We start from the raw sequence: 23,213 nt of genomic DNA on the forward strand, positions 1-23,213 counted from the left end.
GGAGTGAAGGTTATGGGAATTAACGAAATCATCATGTACATCATGATGTTCTTTATGCTGATTGCCGCCGTGGACAGGATCCTGTCGCAGTTCGGCGGTTCGGCACGCTTCCTCGGTAAGTTCGGGAAGAGTATTGAGGGATCGGGCGGCCAGTTTGAAGAAGGTTTTATGGCGATGGGCGCGCTGGGTCTGGCGATGGTCGGTATGACCGCGCTGGCACCGGTACTGGCGCATGTGCTCGGGCCGGTGATTATTCCACTGTACGAAATGTTGGGCGCGAACCCGTCGATGTTTGCCGGAACGCTGCTGGCGTGCGATATGGGCGGCTTCTTCCTGGCGAAAGAACTGGCGGGCGGCGACGTTGCGGCGTGGCTGTACTCCGGCCTGATCCTCGGGGCGATGATGGGGCCGACGCTGGTCTTCTCTATTCCGGTTGCGCTGGGGATTATTGAACCGTCCGACCGTCGTTATCTGGCGCTGGGCGTGCTGGCTGGGATCGTCACCATTCCGATTGGCTGTATTGCGGGTGGTTTGATCGCGATGTACTCCGGTGTCGAAATCAACGGGCAGCCGGTGGAGTTCACCTTCGCACTGATCCTGATGAACATGATCCCGGTGCTGATCGTTGCCGTGCTGGTGGCGCTGGGACTGAAATTCATCCCGGAAAAAATGATCAACGGCTTCCAGATCTTCGCGAAATTCCTGGTGGCGCTGATCACCATCGGTCTGGCGGCAGCGGTAATCAAATTCCTGCTCGGCTGGGAACTGATTCCGGGTCTTGATCCTATCTTCATGGCACCGGGTGACAAGCCGGGTGAAGTGATGCGCGCCATCGAAGTTATCGGTTCTATCTCCTGCGTGCTGCTGGGTGCGTACCCAATGGTACTGCTGCTGACCCGCTGGTTTGAAAAGCCGCTGATGAGCGTTGGTAACCTGTTAAAAATCAATAATATTGCGGCTGCGGGCATGGTGGCGACGCTGGCGAACAACATCCCAATGTTCGGCATGATGAAGAATATGGATACCCGCGGCAAAGTGATCAACTGCGCCTTTGCGGTCTCCGCAGCCTTCGCTCTGGGTGACCACTTAGGTTTCGCCGCGGCCAACATGAACGCGATGATCTTCCCAATGATTGTCGGCAAGCTGATTGGCGGCGTGACGGCGATTGGTGTGGCTATGCTGTTGGTACCGAAAGACGAAGATGTTCCGGCACCAGCAGAAACCAACCCGGAGGCGCAATCGTGAATACTCGCCAGCTACTCAGCGTCGGTATCGATATCGGCACCACCACCACTCAGGTGATCTTCTCGCGCCTTGAGCTGGTCAACCGTGCGGCGGTGTCGCAGGTGCCGCGTTACGAATTCATCAAACGCGAAATTAGCTGGCAAAGCCCGGTGTTCTTTACCCCCGTTGATAAGCAGGGCGGGCTGAAAGAGGCCGAACTTAAGGCGCTGATCCTCGCCCAGTATCAGGCGGCGGGGATTGCGCCTGAGACCGTCGATTCCGGCGCGATCATCATTACCGGAGAAAGTGCCAAAACCCGCAACGCGCGACCTGCGGTGATGACGCTCTCTCAGTCGCTGGGGGACTTCGTGGTTGCCAGCGCCGGTCCGCATCTGGAATCAGTGATTGCCGGTCACGGCGCAGGGGCTCAAACCCTGTCAGAGCAGAAGTTGTGCCGCGTACTGAATATCGACATCGGTGGCGGGACGTCGAACTACGTCCTGTTCGATGCCGGAAAAGTCAGCGGTTCGGCCTGCCTGAACGTCGGCGGACGGCTGCTGGAAACGGACGGTCAGGGGCGGGTGGTGCATGCGCATCAGCCAGGACAGATGATTGTTGATGACGTATTTGGTCCAGGCACCGACGCCCGGACCCTCAATGCGGCGCAGCTTGTTCAGGTGGCCCGACGGATGGCGGCGCTGATCGTTGAGGTGATTGACGGCACGCTGTCACCGCTGGCGCAGGCGCTGATGCAAACCGGTCTGTTGCCGACGGGTGTGAAGCCGGAAGTGATTACGTTGTCCGGCGGGGTGGGCGAGTGCTACCGCAACCAGCCTGCCGATCCATTCTGTTTTTCCGATATTGGGCCGCTGTTAGCGACGGCGCTGCATGAACATCCGCGCCTGCGTGAGATGAACGTGCAGTTCCCGGCGCAAACCGTGCGTGCCACGGTGATTGGCGCCGGTGCGCATACGCTGTCGCTTTCGGGCAGCACCATCTGGCTGGAAGGTGTGGCGCTTCCGCTGCGCAATCTGCCGGTGGCGATTCCGGTTGATGAGGCTGATTTGGTGGCCGCCTGGCAACAAGCGCTGATGCAGCTCGATCTGGACCCGCAAACAGACGCTTACGTGCTGGCGCTGCCCGGTTCGCTGCCGGTGCGCTACGCCGCGCTGTTAATGGTTATTGATGCGCTACTGGCCTTTGTCGCGCGCCATCCGAATCCGCATCCCCTGCTGGTGGTAGCCGAGCAGGATTTTGGTAAAGCCCTGGGCATGCTGTTACGCCCACAGTTACAGCAACACCCGCTGGCAGTCATCGATGAGGTGGTTGTCCGGGCGGGGGACTATATCGACATTGGTACGCCTCTTTTTGGCGGATCGGTTGTGCCGGTGACGGTGAAATCACTCGCATTTCCTTCCTGAGGGAACGACTTATGAAACTAAAGACCACATTGTTCGGCAATGTTTATCAGTTTAAGGATGTTAAAGAGGTGCTGGCAAAAGCCAACGAACTGCGTTCGGGGGATGTGCTGGCAGGGGTAGCTGCAACCAGTTCGCAAGAGCGAGTGGCGGCCAAACAGGTGCTGTCGGAAATGACGGTAGCGGATATCCGCAACAACCCGGTGATTTCCTATGAAGAGGACTGCGTGACGCGTCTGATTCAGGACGACGTCAACGAAACGGCCTATAACCGCATCAAAAACTGGAGTATCAGCGAGCTGCGCGAGTACGTGCTGAGCGATGAAACCTCCGTTGATGACATTGCGTTTACGCGCAAAGGATTAACGTCGGAAGTGGTCGCAGCGGTTGCAAAAATCTGCTCTAACGCGGATCTGATCTACGGCGGTAAGAAAATGCCGGTGATCAAAAAGGCCAACACCACCATTGGTCTGCCGGGCACCTTCAGCTGTCGTTTACAGCCGAACGACACCCGTGATGACGTGCAGAGTATTGCGGCACAAATCTACGAAGGGCTGTCCTTCGGGGCGGGCGATGCGGTGATTGGCGTTAACCCGGTAACAGATGACGTGGAAAACTTAAGCCGCGTACTTGATACCGTGTACGGCGTCATCGACAAATTCAATATCCCGACCCAGGGCTGCGTCCTGGCGCACGTTACTACCCAGATCGAAGCCATTCGTCGCGGCGCGCCGGGCGGGCTGATTTTCCAGAGTATCTGCGGCAGCGAGAAAGGCTTAAAAGAGTTTGGCGTTGAGCTGGCCATGCTGGATGAAGCGCGTGCAGTGGGCGCTGAGTTTAACCGTATCGCCGGGGAAAACTGCCTGTACTTCGAAACCGGACAAGGGTCTGCGCTTTCTGCTGGCGCTAACTTCGGCGCCGATCAGGTGACGATGGAAGCACGTAACTACGGTCTGGCGCGTCACTACGATCCGTTCCTGGTGAACACCGTTGTCGGCTTTATCGGGCCGGAGTATCTCTACAACGACCGTCAGATTATTCGCGCGGGTCTGGAAGATCACTTTATGGGCAAGCTGAGCGGCATCTCAATGGGCTGCGACTGCTGCTATACCAACCATGCTGATGCTGACCAGAACCTCAACGAAAACCTGATGATTCTGCTCGCCACCGCTGGCTGCAACTACATCATGGGCATGCCGCTCGGTGACGACATCATGCTCAACTATCAGACCACCGCCTTCCACGACACCGCGACCGTGCGCCAGCTGCTGAACCTGCGTCCGTCGCCGGAGTTTGAACGCTGGCTGGAAACCATGGGCATTATGGCAAACGGTCGCCTGACCAAACGGGCGGGCGATCCGTCACTGTTCTTCTGATGACGCGGGGATGACACACGATGGATCAAAAACAGATTGAAGAAATTGTACGCAGCGTGATGGCGTCAATGGGTGAGTCGCAGCCGCAGGCGCAAGCGCCGGCAGTACAAGCGCAATGCAGCACCACCCAGTGCGCCGCGCCGACCGGTGAAAGCTGTGCGATGGATTTAGGCTCAGCCGAGGCTAAAGCGTGGATTGGCGTTGAGAATCCGCACCGCGCAGAGGTGTTGACTGAACTGCGTCGCAGCACTGCGGCGCGTGTATGTACCGGTCGAGCCGGTCCACGTCCGCGTACCCAGGCGCTGCTGCGCTTCCTGGCCGACCACTCGCGTTCGAAAGATACGGTATTGAAAGAAGTGCCGGAAGAGTGGGTAAAAGCCCAGGGGCTGCTGGAAGTGCGCTCGGAAATCAGTGACAAAAACCTGTATCTGACGCGTCCGGATCTGGGGCGCCGTCTGAGTGCGGAAGCCATTGAAGCGCTGAAATCACAGTGTGTAATGAACCCGGATGTGCAGGTGATTATCTCTGATGGCCTGTCTACGGACGCTATCACCGCTAACTACGAAGAGATCCTGCCGCCGCTGTTGTCTGGTTTAAAACAGGCCGGATTGAAGGTCGGGACGCCGTTCTTTGTTCGCTATGGTCGCGTGAAAATCGAAGATCAGATCGGCGAACTGCTGGGCGCGAAAGCGGTGATCCTGCTGGTTGGGGAACGTCCGGGCCTGGGCCAGTCGGAAAGCCTTTCTTGCTACGCCGTCTATTCGCCGTGTGTGGCGACGACCGTTGAAGCTGACCGTACCTGTATCTCGAACATTCACCAGGGCGGTACGCCACCGGTTGAAGCGGCGGCGGTCATTGTGGATTTGGCCAAGCGCATGCTGGAGCAAAAAGCATCCGGCATCAATATGACCCGTTAAGGAGGCATCATGCCAGCATTAGATTTGATTAGACCTTCAGTCACCGCAATGCGCGTGATTGCCTCGGTAAATGACGGTTTTGCCCGTGAACTTAAATTACCGCCACATATACGTAGCCTCGGACTCATCACAGCAGATTCTGATGACGTGGCGTATATTGCCGCAGACGAAGCGACAAAACAGGCAATGGTGGAAGTGGTTTATGGCCGCTCGCTGTATGCCGGCGCGGCGCACAGTCCCTCTCCAACTTCGGGTGAAGTGCTGATTATGCTCGGTGGACCCAACCCGGCAGAAGTTCGCGCAGGTCTGGATGCGATGGTAGCCAATATTGAAAGCGGCGCGGCGTTTCAGTGGGCGAATGACGCAGAAGATACCGCCTTCCTGGCGCATGTGGTTTCGCGTACCGGCTCGTATCTCTCGGCGACCGCAGGATGCCGGCTTGGCGATCCGATGGCGTATCTGGTGGCGCCGCCGCTGGAAGCGACATTTGGTATTGATGCTGCGCTGAAATCGGCTGATGTACAACTGGTGACCTACGTTCCGCCGCCGTCAGAAACCAACTATTCGGCTGCGTTTATGACCGGTAGCCAGGCTGCTTGTAAAGCTGCATGTAACGCCTTTGCCGATGCCGTTCTGGATATTGCCCGTAACCCAATCCAGCGCGCGTAAGAGAGGTTGTGATGATCAATGCACTGGGATTACTGGAAGTGGATGGCATGGTCGCTGCCGTGGATGCGGCGGATGCCATGCTGAAAGCCGCGAACGTGCGCCTGCTTAGCCACGAAGTGCTCGATCCTGGCCGGTTGACGCTGGTGGTGGAAGGCGATCTGGCGGCGTGCCGCGCAGCGCTGGATGCCGGTAGCGCCGCTGCTGCGCGTACAGGCCGTGTTATCAGCCGTAAGGAAATCGGCCGACCGGACGATGATACCCAGTGGCTGATCGGCGGTTTTAAGCGCCAGCCGAAGAAACCAGAACAGAAGCCAGAAGTGAAAACAGATGTAAAAACGCAGAAGACGCAGGACGCCCCGTTGACGCCTGAATCCTCTGATCAACTTCTGACGCTGTTGGCATCGGTCCGTCAAGGAATGACGGCAGGGGAAGTGGCTGCCCACTTTGGCTGGTCACTTGATGAAGCCAGAAAGGCGCTGGAACAGCTCTTTTCTGACGGAGCGTTGCGTAAACGCAGTAGTCGCTATCGCTTAAAAAATTAACCTGTCGGAGGGCCGGGGGCTTCGTTGAAGCTTCCGGCTTAAAAGATCATGAAAAAGAACCGTACTGCAAACCTGCACCATCTTTATCATGAAGCATTACCCGAAGACGTTAAACTTACGCCGAAAGTGGAGGTGGACAACGTTCACCAGCGGCGAACAACGGATGTGTATGAGCATGCGCTGACGATTACCGCATGGCAGCAGATCTACGACCAGTTACATCCGGGAAAATTTCATGGCGAGTTCACGGAAATCCTGCTCGATGATATTCAGGTGTTCCGTGAATACACCGGACTGGCGTTACGTCAGTCGTGTCTTGTCTGGCCGAATTCTTTCTGGTTTGGTATTCCGGCCACGCGCGGCGAACAGGGATTTATTGGCACCCAGTGTCTGGGGAGCGCTGAAATTGCCACCCGCCCTGGCGGGACAGAGTTTGAACTGAGTACGCCGGATGATTACACCATTCTGGGTGTCGTCATTTCGGAAGAGGCGATTGCCCGTCAGGCCAACTTCCTGCATAACCCGGAAAGAGTGCTGCATATGCTGCGCAACCAGTCGGCGCTGGAAGTGAAAGAACAACACAAAGCCGCGTTATGGGGCTTTGTGCAGCAGGCGCTGGCGACGTTTAGCGAAAATCCGGAAAACCTCCATCAACCTGCGGTACGCAAAGTGCTGGGCGATAACCTGCTGCTGGCGATGGGCACTATGTTGGAAGAGGCGCAGCCGATTATCACGGCTGAGAGCATCAGCCATCAGAGCTATCGTCGCCTGCTGTCGCGTGCGCGGGAATATGTGCTGGAAAATATGTCAGAACCGCTGACCGTGCTCGATCTGTGTAATCAACTGCACGTCAGCCGCCGGACGTTGCAAAACGCCTTTCATGCGATCCTTGGTATCGGTCCGAATGCCTGGTTAAAACGCATTCGCCTGAACGCCGTACGTCGCGAGCTGATAAGCCCGTGGTCGCAGAGTACGACGGTGAAAGACGCCGCCATGCAGTGGGGGTTCTGGCATTTAGGGCAGTTTGCCACCGACTACCAGCAGCTGTTTGCGGAAAAACCTTCATTGACGCTGCATCAGCGCATGCGCCAGTGGGCATGATGCGATGAATGTGCCGGATGCGACGCAAATGCGTTTTATCCGGCTAGGGGGCTGGTATTGTCTGGGGTTACACCCAGTCGCGAACCTGAATAAACTCGCTAAGGGCGGCTTCCGGGCTGTTCGCTTCCGGCTGCCAGTCATACTCCCAGCGCACCAGCGGCGGCATCGACATCAGAATCGATTCCGTACGGCCGCCGGTCTGCAGACCGAATAACGTGCCGCGATCCCACACCAGGTTAAATTCCACATAGCGTCCGCGACGGTAAAGCTGAAAATTGCGTTCACGTTCGCCCCAGCTCATTGCTTTGCGGCGCTCAACGATGGGCAGATACGCTTCGGTATAGCCTTGACCTACCGCCTGCATAAAGGCGAAGCCGTGGTCGAAATCCGGCGTATTCAAATCATCGAAAAACAGCCCGCCAATGCCGCGCTGTTCGTTGCGATGCTTGAGGAAGAAGTAGTCATCGCACCACTTTTTGTAACGGGGATAAACGTCTTCGCCGAACGGCTGGCACAGAGCTCGCGCCGTTCGGTGCCAGTGAACCGCATCCTCATCAAAGCCGTAGTATGGCGTTAAGTCAAAGCCGCCGCCAAACCACCAGACCGGGTCAGTACCCGGTTTTTCCGCGATAAAAAATCGCACGTTGGCATGACTGGTCGGAATGTAGGGATTCTGCGGATGTACCACCAGCGAGACGCCCATGGCCTCAAAGCTGCGTCCCGCAAGCTCGGGGCGATGGGCGGTAGCCGAGGCCGGCATTGCCTCGCCGTGAACGTGGGAGAAGTTGACGCCCGCTTGCTCGAAAATACCGCCGTTACGCAGCACCCGGCTGCGCCCGCCACCGCCTGCTTCACGTTGCCAGTTATCCTCAACAAACTCGGCGCCGTCTACGGCGGATAACTGCTGGCAAATATCATCTTGCAGGCTGAGCAGGAACTGTTTTACGCGCTGTGCATCGGGCTTCATGGTTAACGTTTCTTCGAGTGTGCTTTCTGGTTATCAAACCAGTGGAAATAGCTGATGATGCCATTGGCGATAGCGGTGGCGATTTTCTGGCGAAATGCCGCCGTACCCAGCAGACGTTCTTCTTCCGGGTTGGTAATGAACGAGGTTTCGACCAGTACCGACGGAATTGATGGTGATTTTAGCACCACGAAGGCGGCTTGTTCCGTGCTGCGGCTGTGAAGACGGTGTACCGGCTTGATCTTCTTGAGAATATGCGAGCCTAACGTCAGGCTGTTTTTAATGGTATCCGTTTGCACCAGATCGAACAGCACCTGCTGCAGCAAATGGTCTTTATCGGTGGTCTTCTTCCCGGCCACTTCATCGGCCCGGTTTTCACGATCGGACAGATACTTCGCCATGGCGCTACTGGCACCGCGATTGGACAACGCAAAGACCGACGCACCTGCAGCGCTCGGATTGGTAAAACCATCGGCGTGAATCGACATGAACAGGTCAGCGCCATGCTTATGAGCGATCTCGACGCGATCGTAAAGCGGAATAAATGTATCGCCGGAGCGCGTCAGGCGCGCATCAATCCCCTGGTTGCGTAGAATCGAGCGCACGTTTTTGGCAATCGCCAGTACCACGTGCTTTTCCTTCGACCCATTGCGACCAATTGCGCCGGTATCAATCCCTCCGTGACCCGGATCAAGGACAACAACGCGCTTAGCGCCGGCTTTTTTCGCTTTCGGTTTGCTGTGTCCATTGCTGGTCTTAAGCGCTTCTTCTTTAGCGATGGCTTGCGACATGCCTGACAGCGTTAGGGCGGCCAGCCCGGCTTTCAACACCTGGCGGCGCGATGTGAGTGTTTTTAGTGGTTTAAAAGTGCTCATACGGCCTGAGTTGTAAAAAAAGGTTCTAAACGTTATATCGTATCGCGTTGTCCGTTGCGACGGATCGGGATAAGAATTGTTTTACTTTTCATTTCAATACGTGACAATTCCGTATTATGCCATTTTTTCCGCCGCTTCGCGTCAGATATTGGCTAAATCAGCCGTTCGCGCCATAATCGCTTTTTAACGTCCTGAAAAGGTACCCAATACCATGGAAATACGCGTTTTTCGCCAGGAAGATTTCGAAGAGGTGATCACCCTCTGGGAGCGCTGTGATCTGCTGCGTCCATGGAACGACCCTGAAATGGACATTGAGCGTAAAGTCAATCATGACGTCAGCTTGTTCCTGGTCGCTGAAGTGAATGGCGAGGTGGTCGGTACGGTGATGGGCGGATATGACGGGCATCGCGGCTCGGCCTATTACCTGGGCGTACATCCTGAGTTTCGCGGTCGCGGCATTGCCAATGCGCTGCTCAACCGGCTGGAGAAAAAGCTCATTGCCCGCGGTTGTCCGAAGATTCAAATCATGGTGCGTGACGATAATGACGTCGTACAGGGTATGTATGAACGTCTGGGCTATGAACATGCGGATGTACTCAATCTGGGCAAGCGTTTGATCGAAGATGAAGAGTACTGAGTTTCATCCGGCCGACTATGACGCTCATGGGCGTCTGCGCCTGCCTTTTCTCTTCTGGTGCGTGCTGCTGCTGCAGGCGCGCACCTGGGTTCTGTTTGTGATTGCTGGTTCTTCCCGTGAGCAGGGCAACACGCTGCTGAATCTGTTTTATCCCGATCACGACGCTTTCTGGCTGGGTTTGCTTCCAGGCGTTCCCGCGGTATTGGCATTTTTACTCAGCGGGCGACGCTTTGCGTTTCCGGTGGTATGGCGCTGGCTGCGAGGATTACTGATCCTCGCTCAACTGGTGCTACTGTGCTGGCAGCCGGTGATGTGGCTGGCAGGCGATCCGGTCAACGGTGTCGGGCTGGCGCTGCTGGTGGCGGATGTCGTTGCGCTGATCTGGCTGTTAACTAATCAACGTCTGCGCGCCTGTTTTTCCCTCGAGAAAGAATAACGGCACTTTTTGGCGAAACCGGACTCCAAGCAACGTTGATAAATAAGGAAGGAAGTGAAATGAAATCACTGCGTTTGACTTTATGCGCGATGCCGCTGCTATTGACCGGGTGTTCAACGTTGTCATCGGTGAACTGGTCTGCCGCCAATCCGTGGAACTGGTTTGGTTCTTCAACGCAGGTCACTGAGCAGGGCGTCGGAGCGTTGACTGGCGCAACCCCGCTGGATGAAAAAACCATTGCTGATGCGCTGGACGGTGATTACCGCCTGCGTAGCGGGATGAAGACCGATAACGGTAATGTGGTGCGCTTTTATGAAGCGATGAAAGATGACAAGCTGGCGATGGTCATCAATGGCAATCAGGGAACGATTAGCCGTATTGATGTAGTCGACAGCGATATTCCCTCTTCTGCGGGTGTCGAAATCGGTACACCGTTTAGCGACCTTTACACTAAAGCCTTTGGTAATTGTCAGAAGGCGACTGGCGATGACAGCGCGGGCGTTGAATGCAAAGCTGAAGGAAGTCAACATATTAGCTACGTCTTTTCCGGTGAGTGGAGCGGGCCTGAGGGCTTAATGCCGTCTGACGATACGTTGAAAGCATGGAAAGTAAGCAAAATTATCTGGCGGCGTTAATTTGCGTCTGAACAAATCGGCTTGTTAAAAAAACAGGTAGAATAGCGCCCATCAATGCCACGATGTCGTGGCATCTTTTTTTTCAGGAGGAACAATGTCTCAGGTTCAGAGTGGCATTTTGCCAGAACATTGCCGTGCGGCGATTTGGATTGAAGCCAATGTTAAAGGCGACGTTGAGGCCCTGCGTGGGGCCAGCAAAACCTTCGCCGATAAGCTGGCGACCTTTGAAGCGAAGTTCCCGGATGCGCATCTGGGCGCGGTTGTTGCTTTTGGCAACAACACCTGGCGTACACTGAGCGGCGGCGTTGGCGCAGAAGAGTTAAAAGACTTTATCCCTTACGGTAAAGGTCTTGCGCCAGCTACCCAGTATGATGTGCTGATTCATATTCTCTCTTTGCGTCATGACGTGAATTTCTCCGTTGCACAGGCGGCAATGGAAGCCTTTGGCGACTGTATTGAAGTCAAAGAAGAGATCCACGGTTTCCGTTGGGTTGAAGAGCGCGATCTCAGCGGCTTTGTTGACGGAACGGAAAACCCGGCAGGCGTTGAAACGCGCCGTGAAGTCGCGGTTATTAAAGATGGCGTGGATGCTGGCGGCAGCTATGTGTTTGTGCAGCGTTGGGAACATAACCTGAAGCAGCTTAACCGCATGAGCATTCATGACCAGGAAATGATGATTGGGCGTACCAAGGAAGCCAACGAAGAGATCGACGGTGATGACCGTCCGGTTACTTCTCACCTGAGCCGTGTCGATCTCAAAGAAGACGGTAAAGGACTGAAAATTGTGCGCCAGAGCCTGCCATACGGCACCGCCAGCGGTACGCACGGCCTCTATTTCTGTGCCTATTGCGCACGTTTGCACAACATCGAGCAGCAACTGCTGAGCATGTTTGGCGACACTGACGGCAAGCGCGACGCGATGCTGCGCTTCACTAAACCGGTGACCGGCGGCTATTATTTCGCGCCATCGCTGGATCGTTTGCTGGCCCTGTAATTTTTTTATGCCAGATGGCGCTGATGCCGCCATCTGGCACAATATAGCTCTCACCTGAACCACCCAACGTCCGCCATGCTGATGATGCACTCGCGTTGACGCTCATCCTGAAAAATCACCTCCCACGTTCATTATTATTTATCTGCCAGTTTCTCGGTTATGACAACGGTATTAAATGGAATTATTTAGAATTAATAAGCTATTAATGCCAATTTATTACTTTAAAAATTCTGAATATATTTGAATTAAATCATAATTTAAATGTGATGAAGATCAGGTTTTTTAATGCAATTTATGAAAACAAAATAAATAATAAGTGTAATTAATTTCGCCATAAATTGATTTAATGCCTTCATTTGTTGACAATTAAAATGGCTGTCTTGTAATCTGAAAATGACCGAAAAATAACGGAATTTATATTTAACCATTTTGCAACAAAGGGTCATTGGAGGTTTTATGTCTACAAAATTATGGGGTGGGCGTTTTGATATGCCTACAAATAAACTGGTCGAATCTTATAATGCGACAATTATGCTGGAACAACGTCTCTGCCCTTTTGATATTCAGGGGAGTATTGCTCACGCCACTATGTTGGGCCGTCAGGGGATTATCACGCAGGATGAAGCGAATGCGATTATTGGCGGGTTAAGGCAAGTTAATAAAGAGATTGAGGAAGGGCAATTCGTTTTTGATACCGTTGATGAAGATATTCATATGGCGATAGAAAGACGTATGACAGAAATAATTGGTCCTGTAGGCGGGAAGCTACATACCGGCCGCAGTCGTAATGACCAGACGACTGTCGATTCGAAAATGCACATGAGATCGACTATTCGTGAAATTCAGCAGGATATCGTTCATCTACAAAAAGTTATTATCAGCAAAGCTGAAAATAACATTAATGCGATCATGCCTGGCTATACTCATTTACAGACCGGTCAGCCTATACTTCTGTCGCACTGGATAATGGCATATTATTGGATGTTACGCCGTGACTGGACTCGTTTTGCAGACCTTTATCAACGCATGGGGGAATGCCCTTTAGGTTCAGCAGCCCTTGCCGGTACTACTTTCCCCATTGATCGTGATTTCACGGCTAAAGAGCTTGGCTTTGACAAGCCGACTGAAAACAGTATTGATTCTGTCAGCGATCGTGACCATATGGTTGAATTCACTGCCGCCGCTGCTATGTGCTTTATGCATCTTACCCGTTTGTCAGAAGAACTGGTTTTATTCTCAAGTCAGGATTTTAAATTTATTGAGCTTTCAGATGATTTCTGTACCGGTTCCAGCATCATGCCACAGAAGAAAAACCCCGACGTGGCTGAAAAAATGCGCGGCAAAGGGGGGCGTATGTACGGAAATCTAATGGCGATGTTGACCATTATGAAAGGTATCCCTCTGGCCTATAATACTGATATGAGTGAGGATAAAGAGCAGGTCTATGACTCTATGGATACCTTACAGACCAGTCTGAAAATTATGGCGCCGATGCTCGAAAAAATGGTTATTCTTTCAGATAATACTCGCAGCGCAGCGGCAAGAGGATTTTCAAACGCAACCGATATGGCTGACTACCTGGTTCGTAAAGGCATTCCTTTTAGAGAAGCTCACCATATTGTTGGCAGTGCTGTTAATTACTGTATAAAACATAGAAAAATGTTGGAAGAGCTTACCCCGGATGAATTCCACACATTTGATGATAAAATCGAAAATGATATTTATGAGAGTATATCTCTCGAAGCATGTATTAAATCAAGAATGTCTTATGGTGGCACAGGGACTGATGCTGTTAAAAAACAGATCGAAATTGCTAAATCATATTTAAACTAATCCCGAGCATAGTAATTAATATCTCCCGGATGCAATATCCGGGAGACGCTTTGAGGTGAAAAATGGATGCTTTGTTTTTTATACATTTATTTATTGTACTCGCCTGTATTGGTATAGGTGGACGTTATGGCGGAATGGGGCTGGGTGCTGGTGGAGGACTTGGTGTTGCAATATTAGTTCTGGGTTTTGGACTAAAACCCTCCGCACCATCTATTACTGCAATGCTAATTATTATTTGTGTGATTGGCGCTGTCAGCGTATTACAGGCCGCTGGTGGGCTTGATTACCTGGTGCGCGTGGCTGAAAAATTACTCCGTAAAAAACCACAGGCAATTACTTTTGTTGCCCCCATATTAACTTCTATATTTACGCTATTCTGTGGGACTACTTACGTTGCTTTCTCTTTGTATCCGGTTGTCGCTGAAGTTGCTGCTGAAGCAAAGGTCCGTCCGGAGCGAGCGTTGTCTGCAACGGTTATTGCGGCCAGTGTCGCGGTTGCTGCCAGTCCGATGAGTGCGGCAACCGCGGGGATGCTGGCTATTCTGCATGAATATGCCGGGATTAGCCTTGGGCAAATACTGACGATTGCTCTCCCATCATTCTTTATGGCAGCTATTGTTACCAGCTTTTCAGTTTATAAACGCGGAAAAGAGCTGGAGGATGATCCGGAATTCCAGAGGAGAGTTGCTGCTGGCGAATATGAGTTCATGCATACTGAGCAGAAAAAAGAATTTGTTGCTTCAGCTGGCGCTAAAAAAGGTGTCGTTATCTTTGCGATTGGTGTGGTACTGGTACTTATTTTAGGTTCTTTTACTGAGTTACTCCCTTCCTGGGATGGAAAAAGACTGTCAACCCCAATGGTTATTCAGATGGTCATGTTGACAGCCGCGTTGTTTATTATGATTGTCAGTAAAGTACCAAGTAGTACCTTGAATAGCGGCTCAGTCTTCCGTGCAGGTTTGATGGGAGTGGTAGCAATACTCGGTGTTTCATGGATGACGGCGACGTTTTTTGATGCCTATCAGCCAGAACTGATTAAGGTTTTTGGTGGCATTGTCAATGATGCACCAATGCTATTTGGTGTGGTTGTATTCTTGTTCTCGCTGGTCATTATGAGCCCGGCGGCGACGGTAGCCGCCATCATGCCACTCGGTGTTACCTTAGGTATTCCAGCCCCGTTTCTTATCGCTATTTTTGCATGTACCTGTGGTGACTTTATTATACCTGGAGCAAATCAAATCGGCTGTGTTGCATTTGATCGAACAGGTACCACAAAGATTGGACGCTTTGTTGTCAACCATAGCTATATTCGTCCGGGCTTTGTGATGGTTATCTCTCAGGTAATTTTTGCTTATCTCATTGCTCAGGTTGTTCTGTAAAGTACATTCTATGGAAAATTGCAGTGGCGCTATTCAGAAGTGAGTAACAGGCATCCTCTCTGAATTCATTCAGGGGGGATGCCATGAAGAAAAGGTTTACCACAATTAAATTGCTCTCTCACTACATCAGCATTTTGGAAAAAAGGAAGCAAAAAAGGGTTGATGCTACAACGGTAACAAGACCAGGTAGCATGTAACTGTGATTAACCACATACTTGCCAATTCGAGTTGTCCCGGTACGATCAAACGCCACACAGCCAATCTGTGCCCCCCCTGGAATAATGAATGATCCACAAGTCAGCGGGAGCAGGGCGACCAGGGTTTCTGCCGGATATCCCATTAACACGCCAGCGGGGAGTAGCGCTACAGCAGTCGCTGCGGGGCTATAAATTACGGCTGAAAGACCAAAAACAATAATGCCGAACAAGACTGGATTCTGAAAACCGTGGAAAGCCGTGTTAAATAACTCGTGCCATGCCTCAAAAAAGGAGTTCATCATCCATGACAGACCAAATATGGCGACAACACCCACAAGACCAGCTTTAAAAACAGAACCTGAATCGAGTTTTGACGGAGAAATTCGACATACCATCATAATAATACATGCTGTTGTCAGCATAACTATTTGCAGCGTGGTAGGGATACTCATACGCTCCATTCCGGTACCGTTATTCCACTCAGGACGTAATTCAGGAATTGAACCCATAAGTACGACCAGAATGATACCGGTAAGGAAAATCAGCAATCCTCTCTTCGCCTCTTTTGTCACTATATTGGCTGTTCGCTCTTCAGCTTTTACTGATTCAAACTCACCTTCAGCAACCCTGCGTTGGAATTCCGGATCATTTTTAAGCTCATGACCTCTTTTAAAGACGAACAGGCAGCCGACAACGCAGCCAAGGAACGTTCCGGGAACGGTGACTAACAAGATATCTAAAGCAGAGACATGTAATCCAGCAAGGACAGCAATTGTCCCTGTAACGACCGCACTGACCGGGCTGGCAATAAGCCCAAAATTGGCAGCGATTACTGACATCGACATGGCCCTCTCTGGCCGTACCCTGGCATCTGCTGCAATTTCAGCAATGACTGGATAAACCGAAAAGGCAACATATCCTGTTCCGCAGATAGCAGTAAAAAGGTAAGCGACTGCGGGGCCGAGGAAAGTGATCGCGCCCGGCCACTTTCTGAGGATCCGTTCTGCCATCGTAACGAATAAATCAAGCCCGCCAGCCGCCTGGAGGATTGTGATGCAAGTGATAACCGCAAGGATAATAGAAATAACAGTGAAAGGAGGTGAGTCGGGAGGGAGTCCAAAACCAAAAGTCAGGATAGCGAGTCCTAACCCGCCAGCAGCCCCCAGGCCAATCCCACCAAAACGCCCACCTATACCGATACATATAAGTACTATCGCAAACTGAGTTACGAATAACACCATAATTAATTCCTTTTTATTAACAAATGGCTTGGTATAATTTGAATAATAGGGGCTATAATCTTACCATAACAGTATATTAAGCAATCTAACTTATTAGATTATTTATACTCATCAGTTTTGCAGCACTTTAATCCGAGAGTGTTTATGGATAACAAAAACGAACTGTTTGAAAGTATTAAAAATTATCTGCTTGATGATGCTAACCGTAATGCTGATGGTCGCATTGAAACTGAAACTGAGCTTGCCGTTCGTTTTAATACATCAAGATATAAAGTTCGTCAGGCGCTTAGCACACTGGTACAGATGGGAATGTTGGAACGATCTCCTCGTCGTGGCAGCGTCTTGAAGAATTTGGAACAGCACAACATCAATCACCAGTTGTTAATGCAGTTTGATTTGTCTGGGTTTGATATCACAGAATTTACAGAGGCAAGGATCCTGATTGAGTGCGCGATTATCCCTCTGGCAACGCGTAGAATTTTTCCGGCGATGCTCTCCAAACTTGAAAATGAGCTAAGGCTTATTGAAGAGAATGCGGATAACCCCCAGGTGGCCGATCGTCACGATAGAGATTTTCATTTGCTCTTGCTACAGGCGAGTGGCAACCGGGTGCTGCAGGTTTTCTCTGATGTCCTCATTACTTATTTTGAGAAAACAAGGGAGTCGTTACCTGCGAACGATCGTCAGTATTTTCTTGATACGGCGGCAAAACAGAGGGAAATACTGCTTCATATTAAAAAAGGGGATGCGCAGATGGCATCGGAGTTGATGAGAGCACATTTGCTGGAAAAACGGCTGTAAGTCTTCTGTTAACCTGGTCAGAGCATGTTTACTATTGGGTCCCCGCAATGCCGGGGACTTTTTTTACCTGAGATTAACCTGATTTAGTGAGCTATTCCTCAGCACTTATTTGTTATTGCTGTATCTTCTGCGTGAATGAAGCGAATGCTTCATATTCAAAAGGAGAATATTGAAATGGGAAAACTCACGGGCAAAACAGCATTGATTACGGGCGCATCTCAGGGTATTGGCGAAGGGATCGCCAGAACATTTGCCCGCCATGGCGCGAACCTAATCCTGCTGGATATCTCCGATGAGATTGAAAAACTGGCGGATGAGTTGGCTGGGCGCGGGCACCGTTGCACCGCCGTTCACGCTGACGTCAGAGATTTTGCGTCGGTCACGGAAGCGGTAAAACGCGCGAAGAAGATTGAAGGCAAAATCGATATTCTGGTCAACAATGCGGGCGTATGTCGCCTCGGCAACTTCCTTGATATGAGCGATGAAGATCGCGATTTCCACATTGATATCAACATTAAAGGCGTCTGGAACGTGACGAAAGCCGTTCTGCCGGAGATGATTGCGCGCAAAGACGGGCGCATCGTGATGATGTCCTCTGTGACCGGCGATATGGTTGCCGATCCGGGCGAAACGGCCTACGCGCTGTCGAAAGCCGCAATCATCGGTTTGACCAAATCTCTGGCGGTGGAATACGCGCAGTCCGGCATTCGCGTTAATGCTATTTGCCCGGGCTACGTTCGTACGCCGATGGCGGAAAATATCGCTCGTCAGTCTAATCCGGAGGATCCTGAATCCGTATTAGTCGAAATGGCAAAAGCGATCCCGATGCGCCGCTTGGCCTGCCCACTTGAGGTCGGTGAACTGGCGGCATTCCTGGCGTCGGATGAGTCCAGTTACTTGACTGGCACGCAAAACGTGATTGATGGCGGCAGCACCCTGCCTGAAAGCGTTAGCGTCGGCGTCTGATTGATGCCGGTCTCCTCCCCGTGCGCTGGGGAGGAGGTACCCTTATTCTCTTTTCAACTTTCAAATCATCAAACGGTATATAAAACCGTTACTCCTTTAGCACTGGTTATAAATATGATGACCATAAGAAAGTCATTAAATTTATAAGGGTGCGCAATGGCCGTTAACTTACTGAAAAAAAGAACCCTGACGCTGGCAGCAATGCTGCTGCTGGTGGGTCAGGCGCAGGCAACGGAGCTGCTGAACAGTTCATACGATGTCTCTCGCGAGCTGTTTGCCGCCCTTAACCCGCCGTTTGAACAGCAATGGGCGAAGGATAACGGCGGTGACAAACTGACGATTAAACAATCTCATGCCGGGTCATCAAAACAGGCGCTGGCGATTCTGCAGGGGCTGAAAGCCGATGTGGTGACCTATAACCAGGTGACCGATGTACAGATCCTGCATGACAAAGGCAAGCTGATCCCGGCCGACTGGCAAAGCCGTCTACCGAATAACAGTTCGCCATTCTATTCCACCATGGCATTTTTGGTGCGTAAGGGTAACCCGAAGAATATCCACGAATGGAACGACCTGGTTCGCCCGGACGTGAAACTGATTTTCCCGAATCCGAAAACCTCCGGTAACGCGCGTTATACCTATCTGGCTGCGTGGGGCGCGGCAGATAAAGCGGATGGTGGGGATAAAGCCAAAACTGAACAGTTCATGACCCAGTTTCTGAAAAACGTGGAAGTGTTTGATACCGGCGGTCGCGGGGCAACCACCACATTCGTGGAACGCGGCCTGGGCGATGTGCTGATCACCTTTGAATCAGAAGTGAACAACATCCGTAAACAGTATGAAGACCAGGGCTTCGAAGTGGTGGTGCCGAAGGTCAACATTCTGGCGGAGTTCCCGGTGGCCTGGGTAGATAAAAATGTGCAGGCTAACGGTACTGAAAAAGCGGCAAAAGCGTACCTGAACTGGCTGTACAGCCCGCAGGCGCAAACCATCATTACCGATTTCTACTACCGCGTGAATAATCCGCAGGTGATGGACAAACTGCAGGATAAATTCCCGCAGACCGAACTTTTCCGCGTGGAAGACAGGTTTGGCTCGTGGCCTGAGGTAATGAAAACGCACTTTGTCAGCGGCGGTGAGTTGGACAAACTGTTGGCGGCGGGGCGTAAGTAAATGTTTGCTGTTTCTTCCCGACGCGTGCTGCCCGGCTTTACCTTGAGCCTGGGCACCAGCTTACTGTTTGTCTGCCTGATTTTGCTGCTGCCGCTTAGCGCGCTGGTGATGCAATTGGCGCAAATGAGCTGGGCGCAATACTGGGATGTGATTACCAACCCGCAGGTGGTGGCGGCTTATAAAGTGACGCTGCTGTCGGCGTTTGTGGCGTCGATTTTTAACGGCGTGTTTGGTTTGCTGATGGCGTGGATCTTAACCCGCTATCGCTTTCCGGGCCGTACGCTGCTGGATGCGCTGATGGATCTGCCGTTTGCGCTGCCTACGGCGGTAGCAGGTCTGACGCTGGCATCGCTGTTTTCGGTCAACGGTTTCTACGGCGAGTGGCTGGCGAAGCTGGATATTAAAGTGACCTACACCTGGCTTGGCATTGCGGTGGCGATGGCTTTTACCAGCATTCCATTCGTGGTGCGTACCGTGCAGCCGGTGCTGGAAGAGTTAGGTCCGGAGTATGAAGAAGCGGCGGAAACGCTCGGCGCTACGCGCTGGCAGAGCTTTCGTAAAGTGGTACTGCCGGAGCTGTCTCCCGCGCTAGTCGCGGGCGTTGCGCTCTCGTTTACCCGCAGCCTCGGTGAGTTTGGCGCTGTTATCTTTATCGCCGGAAACATAGCATGGAAAACGGAAGTGACCTCGCTGATGATTTTCGTGCGCCTGCAGGAGTTTGACTACCCGGCCGCCAGCGCGATTGCATCTGTGATCCTCGGGGCTTCGTTGCTGCTGCTGTTTTCAATTAACACCCTGCAAAGTCGCTTTGGTCGACGCGTGGTAGGTCACTGATGGCAGACATTACCCAATTGAAACGTTATGGCGCACCCCGCATCAATTGGGGGAAATGGTTTCTGATCGGCACGGGCATGCTGGTATCCGCCTTTATTTTGCTGGTGCCGATGGTTTACATCTTCGTGCAGGCGTTCAGCAAGGGGTTGATGCCGGTATTACACAACCTGGCTGATCCGGACATGCTGCACGCCATCTGGCTGACGGTGCTGATTGCGCTGATTGCGGTGCCGGTAAACCTGGTGTTTGGCGTGTTACTGGCCTGGCTGGTGACCCGCTTTAACTTCCCTGGACGCCAGTTGTTGCTCACGTTACTGGATATTCCGTTTGCCGTTTCACCGGTGGTCGCCGGCCTGGTCTATCTGCTGTTTTACGGCTCTAACGGCCCGCTTGGCGGATGGCTGGATGAACACAACCTGCAAATTATGTTTGCCTGGCCGGGAATGGTGCTGGTGACGGTGTTCGTGACCTGTCCGTTTGTGGTGCGCGAACTGGTGCCGGTGATGTTAAGTCAGGGCAGCCATGAAGATGAGGCGGCGGTTCTGCTTGGCGCCTCCGGCTGGCAAATGTTCCGTCGCGTTACGCTGCCGAATATCCGTTGGGCATTGCTGTACGGTGTGGTGCTGACCAACGCCCGTGCGATTGGCGAGTTCGGCGCTGTATCGGTGGTTTCTGGCTCGATTCGCGGTGAAACCTTGTCTCTGCCGCTACAGATTGAATTACTGGAGCAGGACTACAACACAGTCGGCTCCTTTACCGCCGCGGCGCTATTAACGCTGATGGCGATTATTACCCTGTTTTTGAAGAGCATGTTGCAATGGCGCCTGGAAAACCAGGAGAAACGCGCGCAGCTGGAGGAAAATCATGAGCATTGAGATTGCCAATATTAAGAAGTCTTTTGGTCGCACACAGGTGCTGAACGATATCTCGCTGGATATTCCTTCAGGTCAGATGGTCGCCCTGTTGGGGCCCTCTGGATCGGGCAAAACCACGCTGCTGCGCATCATCGCCGGGCTGGAGCATCAGTCCAGCGGGCATATCCGTTTCCATGGCACTGACGTCAGCCGTTTGCACGCCCGCGACCGTAAGGTGGGGTTCGTGTTTCAGCACTATGCGCTGTTTCGTCATATGACCGTTTTCGACAATATCGCTTTTGGTCTGACTGTTCTGCCACGGCGTGAGCGCCCGAGTGCGGCAACGATCAAAGCAAAAGTGACCAAACTGCTGGAGATGGTTCAACTGGCTCATCTGGCGGACCGTTTCCCGGCACAGCTTTCCGGGGGGCAAAAGCAGCGCGTGGCGTTGGCGCGTGCGCTGGCGGTAGAGCCGCAGATCTTGTTGCTCGACGAGCCGTTTGGCGCGCTCGATGCTCAGGTGCGTAAAGAACTGCGTCGCTGGCTGCGTCAGTTGCATGAAGAGCTGAAGTTCACCAGCGTGTTTGTTACCCACGATCAGGAAGAAGCGACGGAAGTCGCAGACCGCGTGGTGGTAATGAGCCAGGGTCATATCGAGCAGGCCGATGCGCCCGATCAGGTATGGCGCGAACCGGCTACCCGTTTTGTCCTGGAATTTATGGGTGAAGTTAACCGCCTGCAAGGGACGATTCGCGGTGGACAATTCCACGTGGGCGCACATCGCTGGCCGTTGGGCTATACGCCTGGCTATCAGGGTCCGGTGGATCTGTTCTTGCGTCCGTGGGAAGTGGACGTCAGCCGTCGTACCAGTCTGGATTCACCGTTGCCGGTACAGGTGCTGGAAGCCAGCCCGAAAGGACACTACACCCAATTAGTTGTGCAACCCTTGGGGTGGTATAACGAACCGCTGACGGTGGTTATGCAGGGCGATGATTCTCCGAACCGCGGCGAACGTCTGTTTGTTGGGCTGCAAAATGCGCGTTTGTATAATGGCGACCAGCGTATTGAAACGCGTGAAGAGGAACTTGCCCTGGCGCAAAGTGCCTGATAGGTTAATTCGTATAGTTATCATCCGGTGGCGCTGCGCTTACCGGGCTTAACGGGTGGTGCATGACCTGTAAGCCGGGTAAGCGCAGCGCCACCCGGCATTTTATTGAGCTGAAAACGTGAACACATTAGAACAAACAATTGGCAATACGCCTCTGGTGAAATTACAACGTCTGACGGCGGATAACGGCAGTGAAATTTGGGTCAAGCTGGAAGGCAATAATCCCGCAGGTTCGGTGAAAGACCGCGCGGCGTTGTCGATGATCGTTGAAGCGGAAAAGCGCGAGGAAATTCAGCCTGGCGACGTGCTGATTGAGGCTACCAGCGGTAATACGGGGATTGCGCTGGCGATGATTGCCGCGCTGAAAGGCTACCGCATGAAGCTCCTGATGCCAGACAACATGAGCCAGGAGCGACGTGCGGCGATGCGTGCTTACGGGGCTGAACTGGTTCTGGTGACCAAAGAGCAGGGGATGGAAGGGGCGCGTGATTTAGCCCTTGAGATGGCGCAGCGCGGAGAAGGTAAACTTCTCGATCAGTTTAATAATCCTGATAACCCGTATGCGCACTACACGACTACCGGACCCGAAATCTGGCAGCAGACGTCAGGCCGTATTACCCATTTCGTCTCCAGCATGGGGACGACAGGCACCATTACCGGCGTATCGCGTTTTCTGCGTGAACAGGACAAACCCGTCACCATCGTTGGCCTGCAGCCGGAAGAAGGCAGTAGTATTCCGGGCATTCGTCGCTGGCCTGCGGAATATATGCCGGGTATTTTCAACGCCTCGCTGGTGGATGAGGTGCTGGATATTCATCAGAACGATGCGGAAAACACCATGCGTGAACTGGCCGTTCGCGAAGGGATTTTTTGCGGAGTGAGTTCTGGCGGCGCGGTTGCGGGCGCGTTACGCGTGGCGCGCGCGACACCGGGGGCGGTGGTGGTGGCGATCATCTGCGATCGCGGCGATCGCTACCTTTCCACCGGGGTCTTTGGCGAAGAGCATTTCAGCCAGGGATTAGGTATTTAATTTGTCGGC

At 52.6% G+C, this 23,213-nt stretch carries 23 protein-coding genes; 20 read left to right on the top strand and 3 right to left on the bottom strand.

Annotated features, from left to right (window positions below):
* The first annotated feature begins 12 nt into the window (after nucleotides 1-12).
* From eutH to eutR, 7 genes are read left to right on the top strand one after another with little or no spacing between them, the layout of a single operon-like run.
* Nucleotides 13-1,245, top strand: a complete 1,233-nt coding sequence (gene eutH / locus HV345_RS07260) for an ethanolamine utilization protein EutH (RefSeq protein ID WP_016153950.1) — start codon at nucleotides 13-15, stop codon at nucleotides 1,243-1,245.
* The gene (gene eutA / locus HV345_RS07265) at nucleotides 1,242-2,645 is read left to right on the top strand and encodes an ethanolamine ammonia-lyase reactivating factor EutA (protein WP_153690157.1); all 1,404 of its coding nucleotides are present in this window, start codon (nucleotides 1,242-1,244) and stop codon (nucleotides 2,643-2,645) included. The genes eutH and eutA overlap by 4 nt, the downstream gene beginning before the upstream one ends.
* Nucleotides 2,646-2,656: 11 nt before the next feature.
* Nucleotides 2,657-4,018, top strand: a complete 1,362-nt coding sequence (gene eutB, locus HV345_RS07270; protein WP_003038029.1) for an ethanolamine ammonia-lyase subunit alpha — start codon at nucleotides 2,657-2,659, stop codon at nucleotides 4,016-4,018.
* A 20-nt stretch (nucleotides 4,019-4,038) separates the two neighbouring features.
* Entirely contained in the window at nucleotides 4,039-4,935 is an 897-nt protein-coding gene (gene eutC, locus HV345_RS07275; protein WP_181636434.1) for an ethanolamine ammonia-lyase subunit EutC, read from the top strand.
* Nucleotides 4,936-4,944: 9 nt separating this feature from the next.
* Entirely contained in the window at nucleotides 4,945-5,604 is a 660-nt protein-coding gene (gene eutL / locus HV345_RS07280; protein ID WP_016153946.1) for an ethanolamine utilization microcompartment protein EutL, read from the top strand.
* An 11-nt stretch (nucleotides 5,605-5,615) separates the two neighbouring features.
* The gene (eutK, locus tag HV345_RS07285; protein WP_016157100.1) at nucleotides 5,616-6,146 is read left to right on the top strand and encodes an ethanolamine utilization microcompartment protein EutK; all 531 of its coding nucleotides are present in this window, start codon (nucleotides 5,616-5,618) and stop codon (nucleotides 6,144-6,146) included.
* Nucleotides 6,147-6,194: 48 nt separating this feature from the next.
* Nucleotides 6,195-7,247, top strand: a complete 1,053-nt coding sequence (eutR, locus tag HV345_RS07290) for an HTH-type transcriptional regulator EutR (protein WP_016153944.1) — start codon at nucleotides 6,195-6,197, stop codon at nucleotides 7,245-7,247.
* A 67-nt stretch (nucleotides 7,248-7,314) separates the two neighbouring features.
* Here eutR and hemF read toward each other — a convergent pair whose 3' ends face one another.
* Nucleotides 7,315-8,214, bottom strand: coding sequence for an oxygen-dependent coproporphyrinogen oxidase (gene hemF / locus HV345_RS07295; protein ID WP_181636435.1), 900 nt, complete (start codon nucleotides 8,212-8,214; stop codon nucleotides 7,315-7,317).
* 2 nt (nucleotides 8,215-8,216) lie between these two features.
* Nucleotides 8,217-9,086 carry an N-acetylmuramoyl-L-alanine amidase AmiA gene (amiA, locus tag HV345_RS07300; RefSeq protein WP_016153942.1) on the bottom strand — a complete coding sequence of 290 codons (870 nt, stop codon included), beginning with the start codon at nucleotides 9,084-9,086 and terminating at the stop codon, nucleotides 8,217-8,219.
* 211 nt (nucleotides 9,087-9,297) lie between these two features.
* Here amiA and HV345_RS07305 point away from each other — a divergent pair, with 211 nt between their 5' ends.
* The 6 genes from HV345_RS07305 (at nucleotide 9,298) to HV345_RS07330 (ending at nucleotide 15,000) form a co-directional block, all read left to right on the top strand.
* On the top strand, nucleotides 9,298-9,723 hold the full coding sequence (locus HV345_RS07305) for a GNAT family acetyltransferase (RefSeq protein ID WP_003038048.1): 426 nt from the start codon (nucleotides 9,298-9,300) through the stop codon (nucleotides 9,721-9,723).
* Nucleotides 9,710-10,159, top strand: coding sequence for a DUF2919 domain-containing protein (locus HV345_RS07310; RefSeq protein WP_016157098.1), 450 nt, complete (start codon nucleotides 9,710-9,712; stop codon nucleotides 10,157-10,159). The genes HV345_RS07305 and HV345_RS07310 overlap by 14 nt, the downstream gene beginning before the upstream one ends.
* Nucleotides 10,160-10,218: 59 nt before the next feature.
* A complete protein-coding gene (locus tag HV345_RS07315) occupies nucleotides 10,219-10,794 on the top strand; it encodes an RpoE-regulated lipoprotein (protein ID WP_016153940.1) in 576 nt (191 codons plus the stop codon).
* A gap of 94 nt (nucleotides 10,795-10,888) precedes the next feature.
* Nucleotides 10,889-11,788 carry a porphyrinogen peroxidase gene (gene yfeX, locus HV345_RS07320; protein WP_016153939.1) on the top strand — a complete coding sequence of 300 codons (900 nt, stop codon included), beginning with the start codon at nucleotides 10,889-10,891 and terminating at the stop codon, nucleotides 11,786-11,788.
* Between the two features lie 456 nt (nucleotides 11,789-12,244).
* Nucleotides 12,245-13,621: an argininosuccinate lyase gene (gene argH / locus HV345_RS07325; RefSeq protein WP_104651175.1), complete on the top strand. Its 1,377-nt coding sequence runs from the start codon at nucleotides 12,245-12,247 to the stop codon at nucleotides 13,619-13,621.
* A 62-nt stretch (nucleotides 13,622-13,683) separates the two neighbouring features.
* Nucleotides 13,684-15,000, top strand: a complete 1,317-nt coding sequence (locus HV345_RS07330; protein WP_181636436.1) for an anaerobic C4-dicarboxylate transporter family protein — start codon at nucleotides 13,684-13,686, stop codon at nucleotides 14,998-15,000.
* Between the two features lie 121 nt (nucleotides 15,001-15,121).
* Here the strand turns inward: HV345_RS07330 and HV345_RS07335 are convergent, their stop codons facing one another.
* Complete coding sequence (locus tag HV345_RS07335; protein ID WP_016153936.1) at nucleotides 15,122-16,438, bottom strand: anaerobic C4-dicarboxylate transporter family protein; 1,317 nt, start codon at nucleotides 16,436-16,438, stop codon at nucleotides 15,122-15,124.
* A 144-nt stretch (nucleotides 16,439-16,582) separates the two neighbouring features.
* Here HV345_RS07335 and HV345_RS07340 point away from each other — a divergent pair, with 144 nt between their 5' ends.
* From HV345_RS07340 to cysM, 7 genes are all read left to right on the top strand, one after another.
* On the top strand, nucleotides 16,583-17,239 hold the full coding sequence (locus HV345_RS07340; RefSeq protein ID WP_016153935.1) for a FadR/GntR family transcriptional regulator: 657 nt from the start codon (nucleotides 16,583-16,585) through the stop codon (nucleotides 17,237-17,239).
* Between the two features lie 174 nt (nucleotides 17,240-17,413).
* A complete protein-coding gene (gene ucpA, locus HV345_RS07345) occupies nucleotides 17,414-18,205 on the top strand; it encodes an SDR family oxidoreductase UcpA (protein ID WP_016153934.1) in 792 nt (263 codons plus the stop codon).
* A gap of 156 nt (nucleotides 18,206-18,361) precedes the next feature.
* Entirely contained in the window at nucleotides 18,362-19,378 is a 1,017-nt protein-coding gene (locus HV345_RS07350) for a sulfate ABC transporter substrate-binding protein (RefSeq protein ID WP_016153933.1), read from the top strand.
* Nucleotides 19,379-20,212: a sulfate/thiosulfate ABC transporter permease CysT gene (cysT, locus tag HV345_RS07355; protein ID WP_003038061.1), complete on the top strand. Its 834-nt coding sequence runs from the start codon at nucleotides 19,379-19,381 to the stop codon at nucleotides 20,210-20,212.
* Nucleotides 20,212-21,087, top strand: coding sequence for a sulfate/thiosulfate ABC transporter permease CysW (gene cysW, locus HV345_RS07360; RefSeq protein ID WP_065554059.1), 876 nt, complete (start codon nucleotides 20,212-20,214; stop codon nucleotides 21,085-21,087). The genes cysT and cysW overlap by 1 nt, the downstream gene beginning before the upstream one ends.
* The gene (gene cysA, locus HV345_RS07365; RefSeq protein WP_181636437.1) at nucleotides 21,077-22,174 is read left to right on the top strand and encodes a sulfate/thiosulfate ABC transporter ATP-binding protein CysA; all 1,098 of its coding nucleotides are present in this window, start codon (nucleotides 21,077-21,079) and stop codon (nucleotides 22,172-22,174) included. Before cysW ends, cysA begins: the two co-directional genes overlap by 11 nt.
* Nucleotides 22,175-22,292: 118 nt before the next feature.
* Nucleotides 22,293-23,204, top strand: coding sequence for a cysteine synthase CysM (cysM, locus tag HV345_RS07370; protein ID WP_065554060.1), 912 nt, complete (start codon nucleotides 22,293-22,295; stop codon nucleotides 23,202-23,204).
* Nucleotides 23,205-23,213 lie beyond the last annotated feature (9 nt).

It is taken from the genome of Citrobacter sp. RHBSTW-00986 (assembly GCF_013783065.1).
Lineage (GTDB): Bacteria > Pseudomonadota > Gammaproteobacteria > Enterobacterales > Enterobacteriaceae > Citrobacter > Citrobacter braakii.

Bases quoted from the DNA above. Each gene is read 5' to 3' on its own strand.
- eutB (WP_003038029.1), top strand. From the start codon at position 2,657: ATGAAACTAAAGACCACATTGTTCGGCAATGTTTATCAGTTTAAGGAT.
- HV345_RS07305 (WP_003038048.1), top strand. From the start codon at position 9,298: ATGGAAATACGCGTTTTTCGCCAGGAAGATTTCGAAGAGGTGATCACC.
- eutK (WP_016157100.1), top strand. From the start codon at position 5,616: ATGATCAATGCACTGGGATTACTGGAAGTGGATGGCATGGTCGCTGCC.
- ucpA (WP_016153934.1), top strand. From the start codon at position 17,414: ATGGGAAAACTCACGGGCAAAACAGCATTGATTACGGGCGCATCTCAG.
- cysT (WP_003038061.1), top strand. From the start codon at position 19,379: ATGTTTGCTGTTTCTTCCCGACGCGTGCTGCCCGGCTTTACCTTGAGC.
- yfeX (WP_016153939.1), top strand. From the start codon at position 10,889: ATGTCTCAGGTTCAGAGTGGCATTTTGCCAGAACATTGCCGTGCGGCG.
- HV345_RS07340 (WP_016153935.1), top strand. From the start codon at position 16,583: ATGGATAACAAAAACGAACTGTTTGAAAGTATTAAAAATTATCTGCTT.
- HV345_RS07330 (WP_181636436.1), top strand. From the start codon at position 13,684: ATGGATGCTTTGTTTTTTATACATTTATTTATTGTACTCGCCTGTATT.
- eutC (WP_181636434.1), top strand. From the start codon at position 4,039: ATGGATCAAAAACAGATTGAAGAAATTGTACGCAGCGTGATGGCGTCA.
- HV345_RS07310 (WP_016157098.1), top strand. From the start codon at position 9,710: ATGAAGAGTACTGAGTTTCATCCGGCCGACTATGACGCTCATGGGCGT.
- argH (WP_104651175.1), top strand. From the start codon at position 12,245: ATGTCTACAAAATTATGGGGTGGGCGTTTTGATATGCCTACAAATAAA.
- eutL (WP_016153946.1), top strand. From the start codon at position 4,945: ATGCCAGCATTAGATTTGATTAGACCTTCAGTCACCGCAATGCGCGTG.
- cysW (WP_065554059.1), top strand. From the start codon at position 20,212: ATGGCAGACATTACCCAATTGAAACGTTATGGCGCACCCCGCATCAAT.
- eutH (WP_016153950.1), top strand. From the start codon at position 13: ATGGGAATTAACGAAATCATCATGTACATCATGATGTTCTTTATGCTG.
- amiA (WP_016153942.1), bottom strand. From the start codon at position 9,086: ATGAGCACTTTTAAACCACTAAAAACACTCACATCGCGCCGCCAGGTG.
- HV345_RS07350 (WP_016153933.1), top strand. From the start codon at position 18,362: ATGGCCGTTAACTTACTGAAAAAAAGAACCCTGACGCTGGCAGCAATG.
- HV345_RS07315 (WP_016153940.1), top strand. From the start codon at position 10,219: ATGAAATCACTGCGTTTGACTTTATGCGCGATGCCGCTGCTATTGACC.
- eutR (WP_016153944.1), top strand. From the start codon at position 6,195: ATGAAAAAGAACCGTACTGCAAACCTGCACCATCTTTATCATGAAGCA.
- cysA (WP_181636437.1), top strand. From the start codon at position 21,077: ATGAGCATTGAGATTGCCAATATTAAGAAGTCTTTTGGTCGCACACAG.
- hemF (WP_181636435.1), bottom strand. From the start codon at position 8,214: ATGAAGCCCGATGCACAGCGCGTAAAACAGTTCCTGCTCAGCCTGCAA.
- HV345_RS07335 (WP_016153936.1), bottom strand. From the start codon at position 16,438: ATGGTGTTATTCGTAACTCAGTTTGCGATAGTACTTATATGTATCGGT.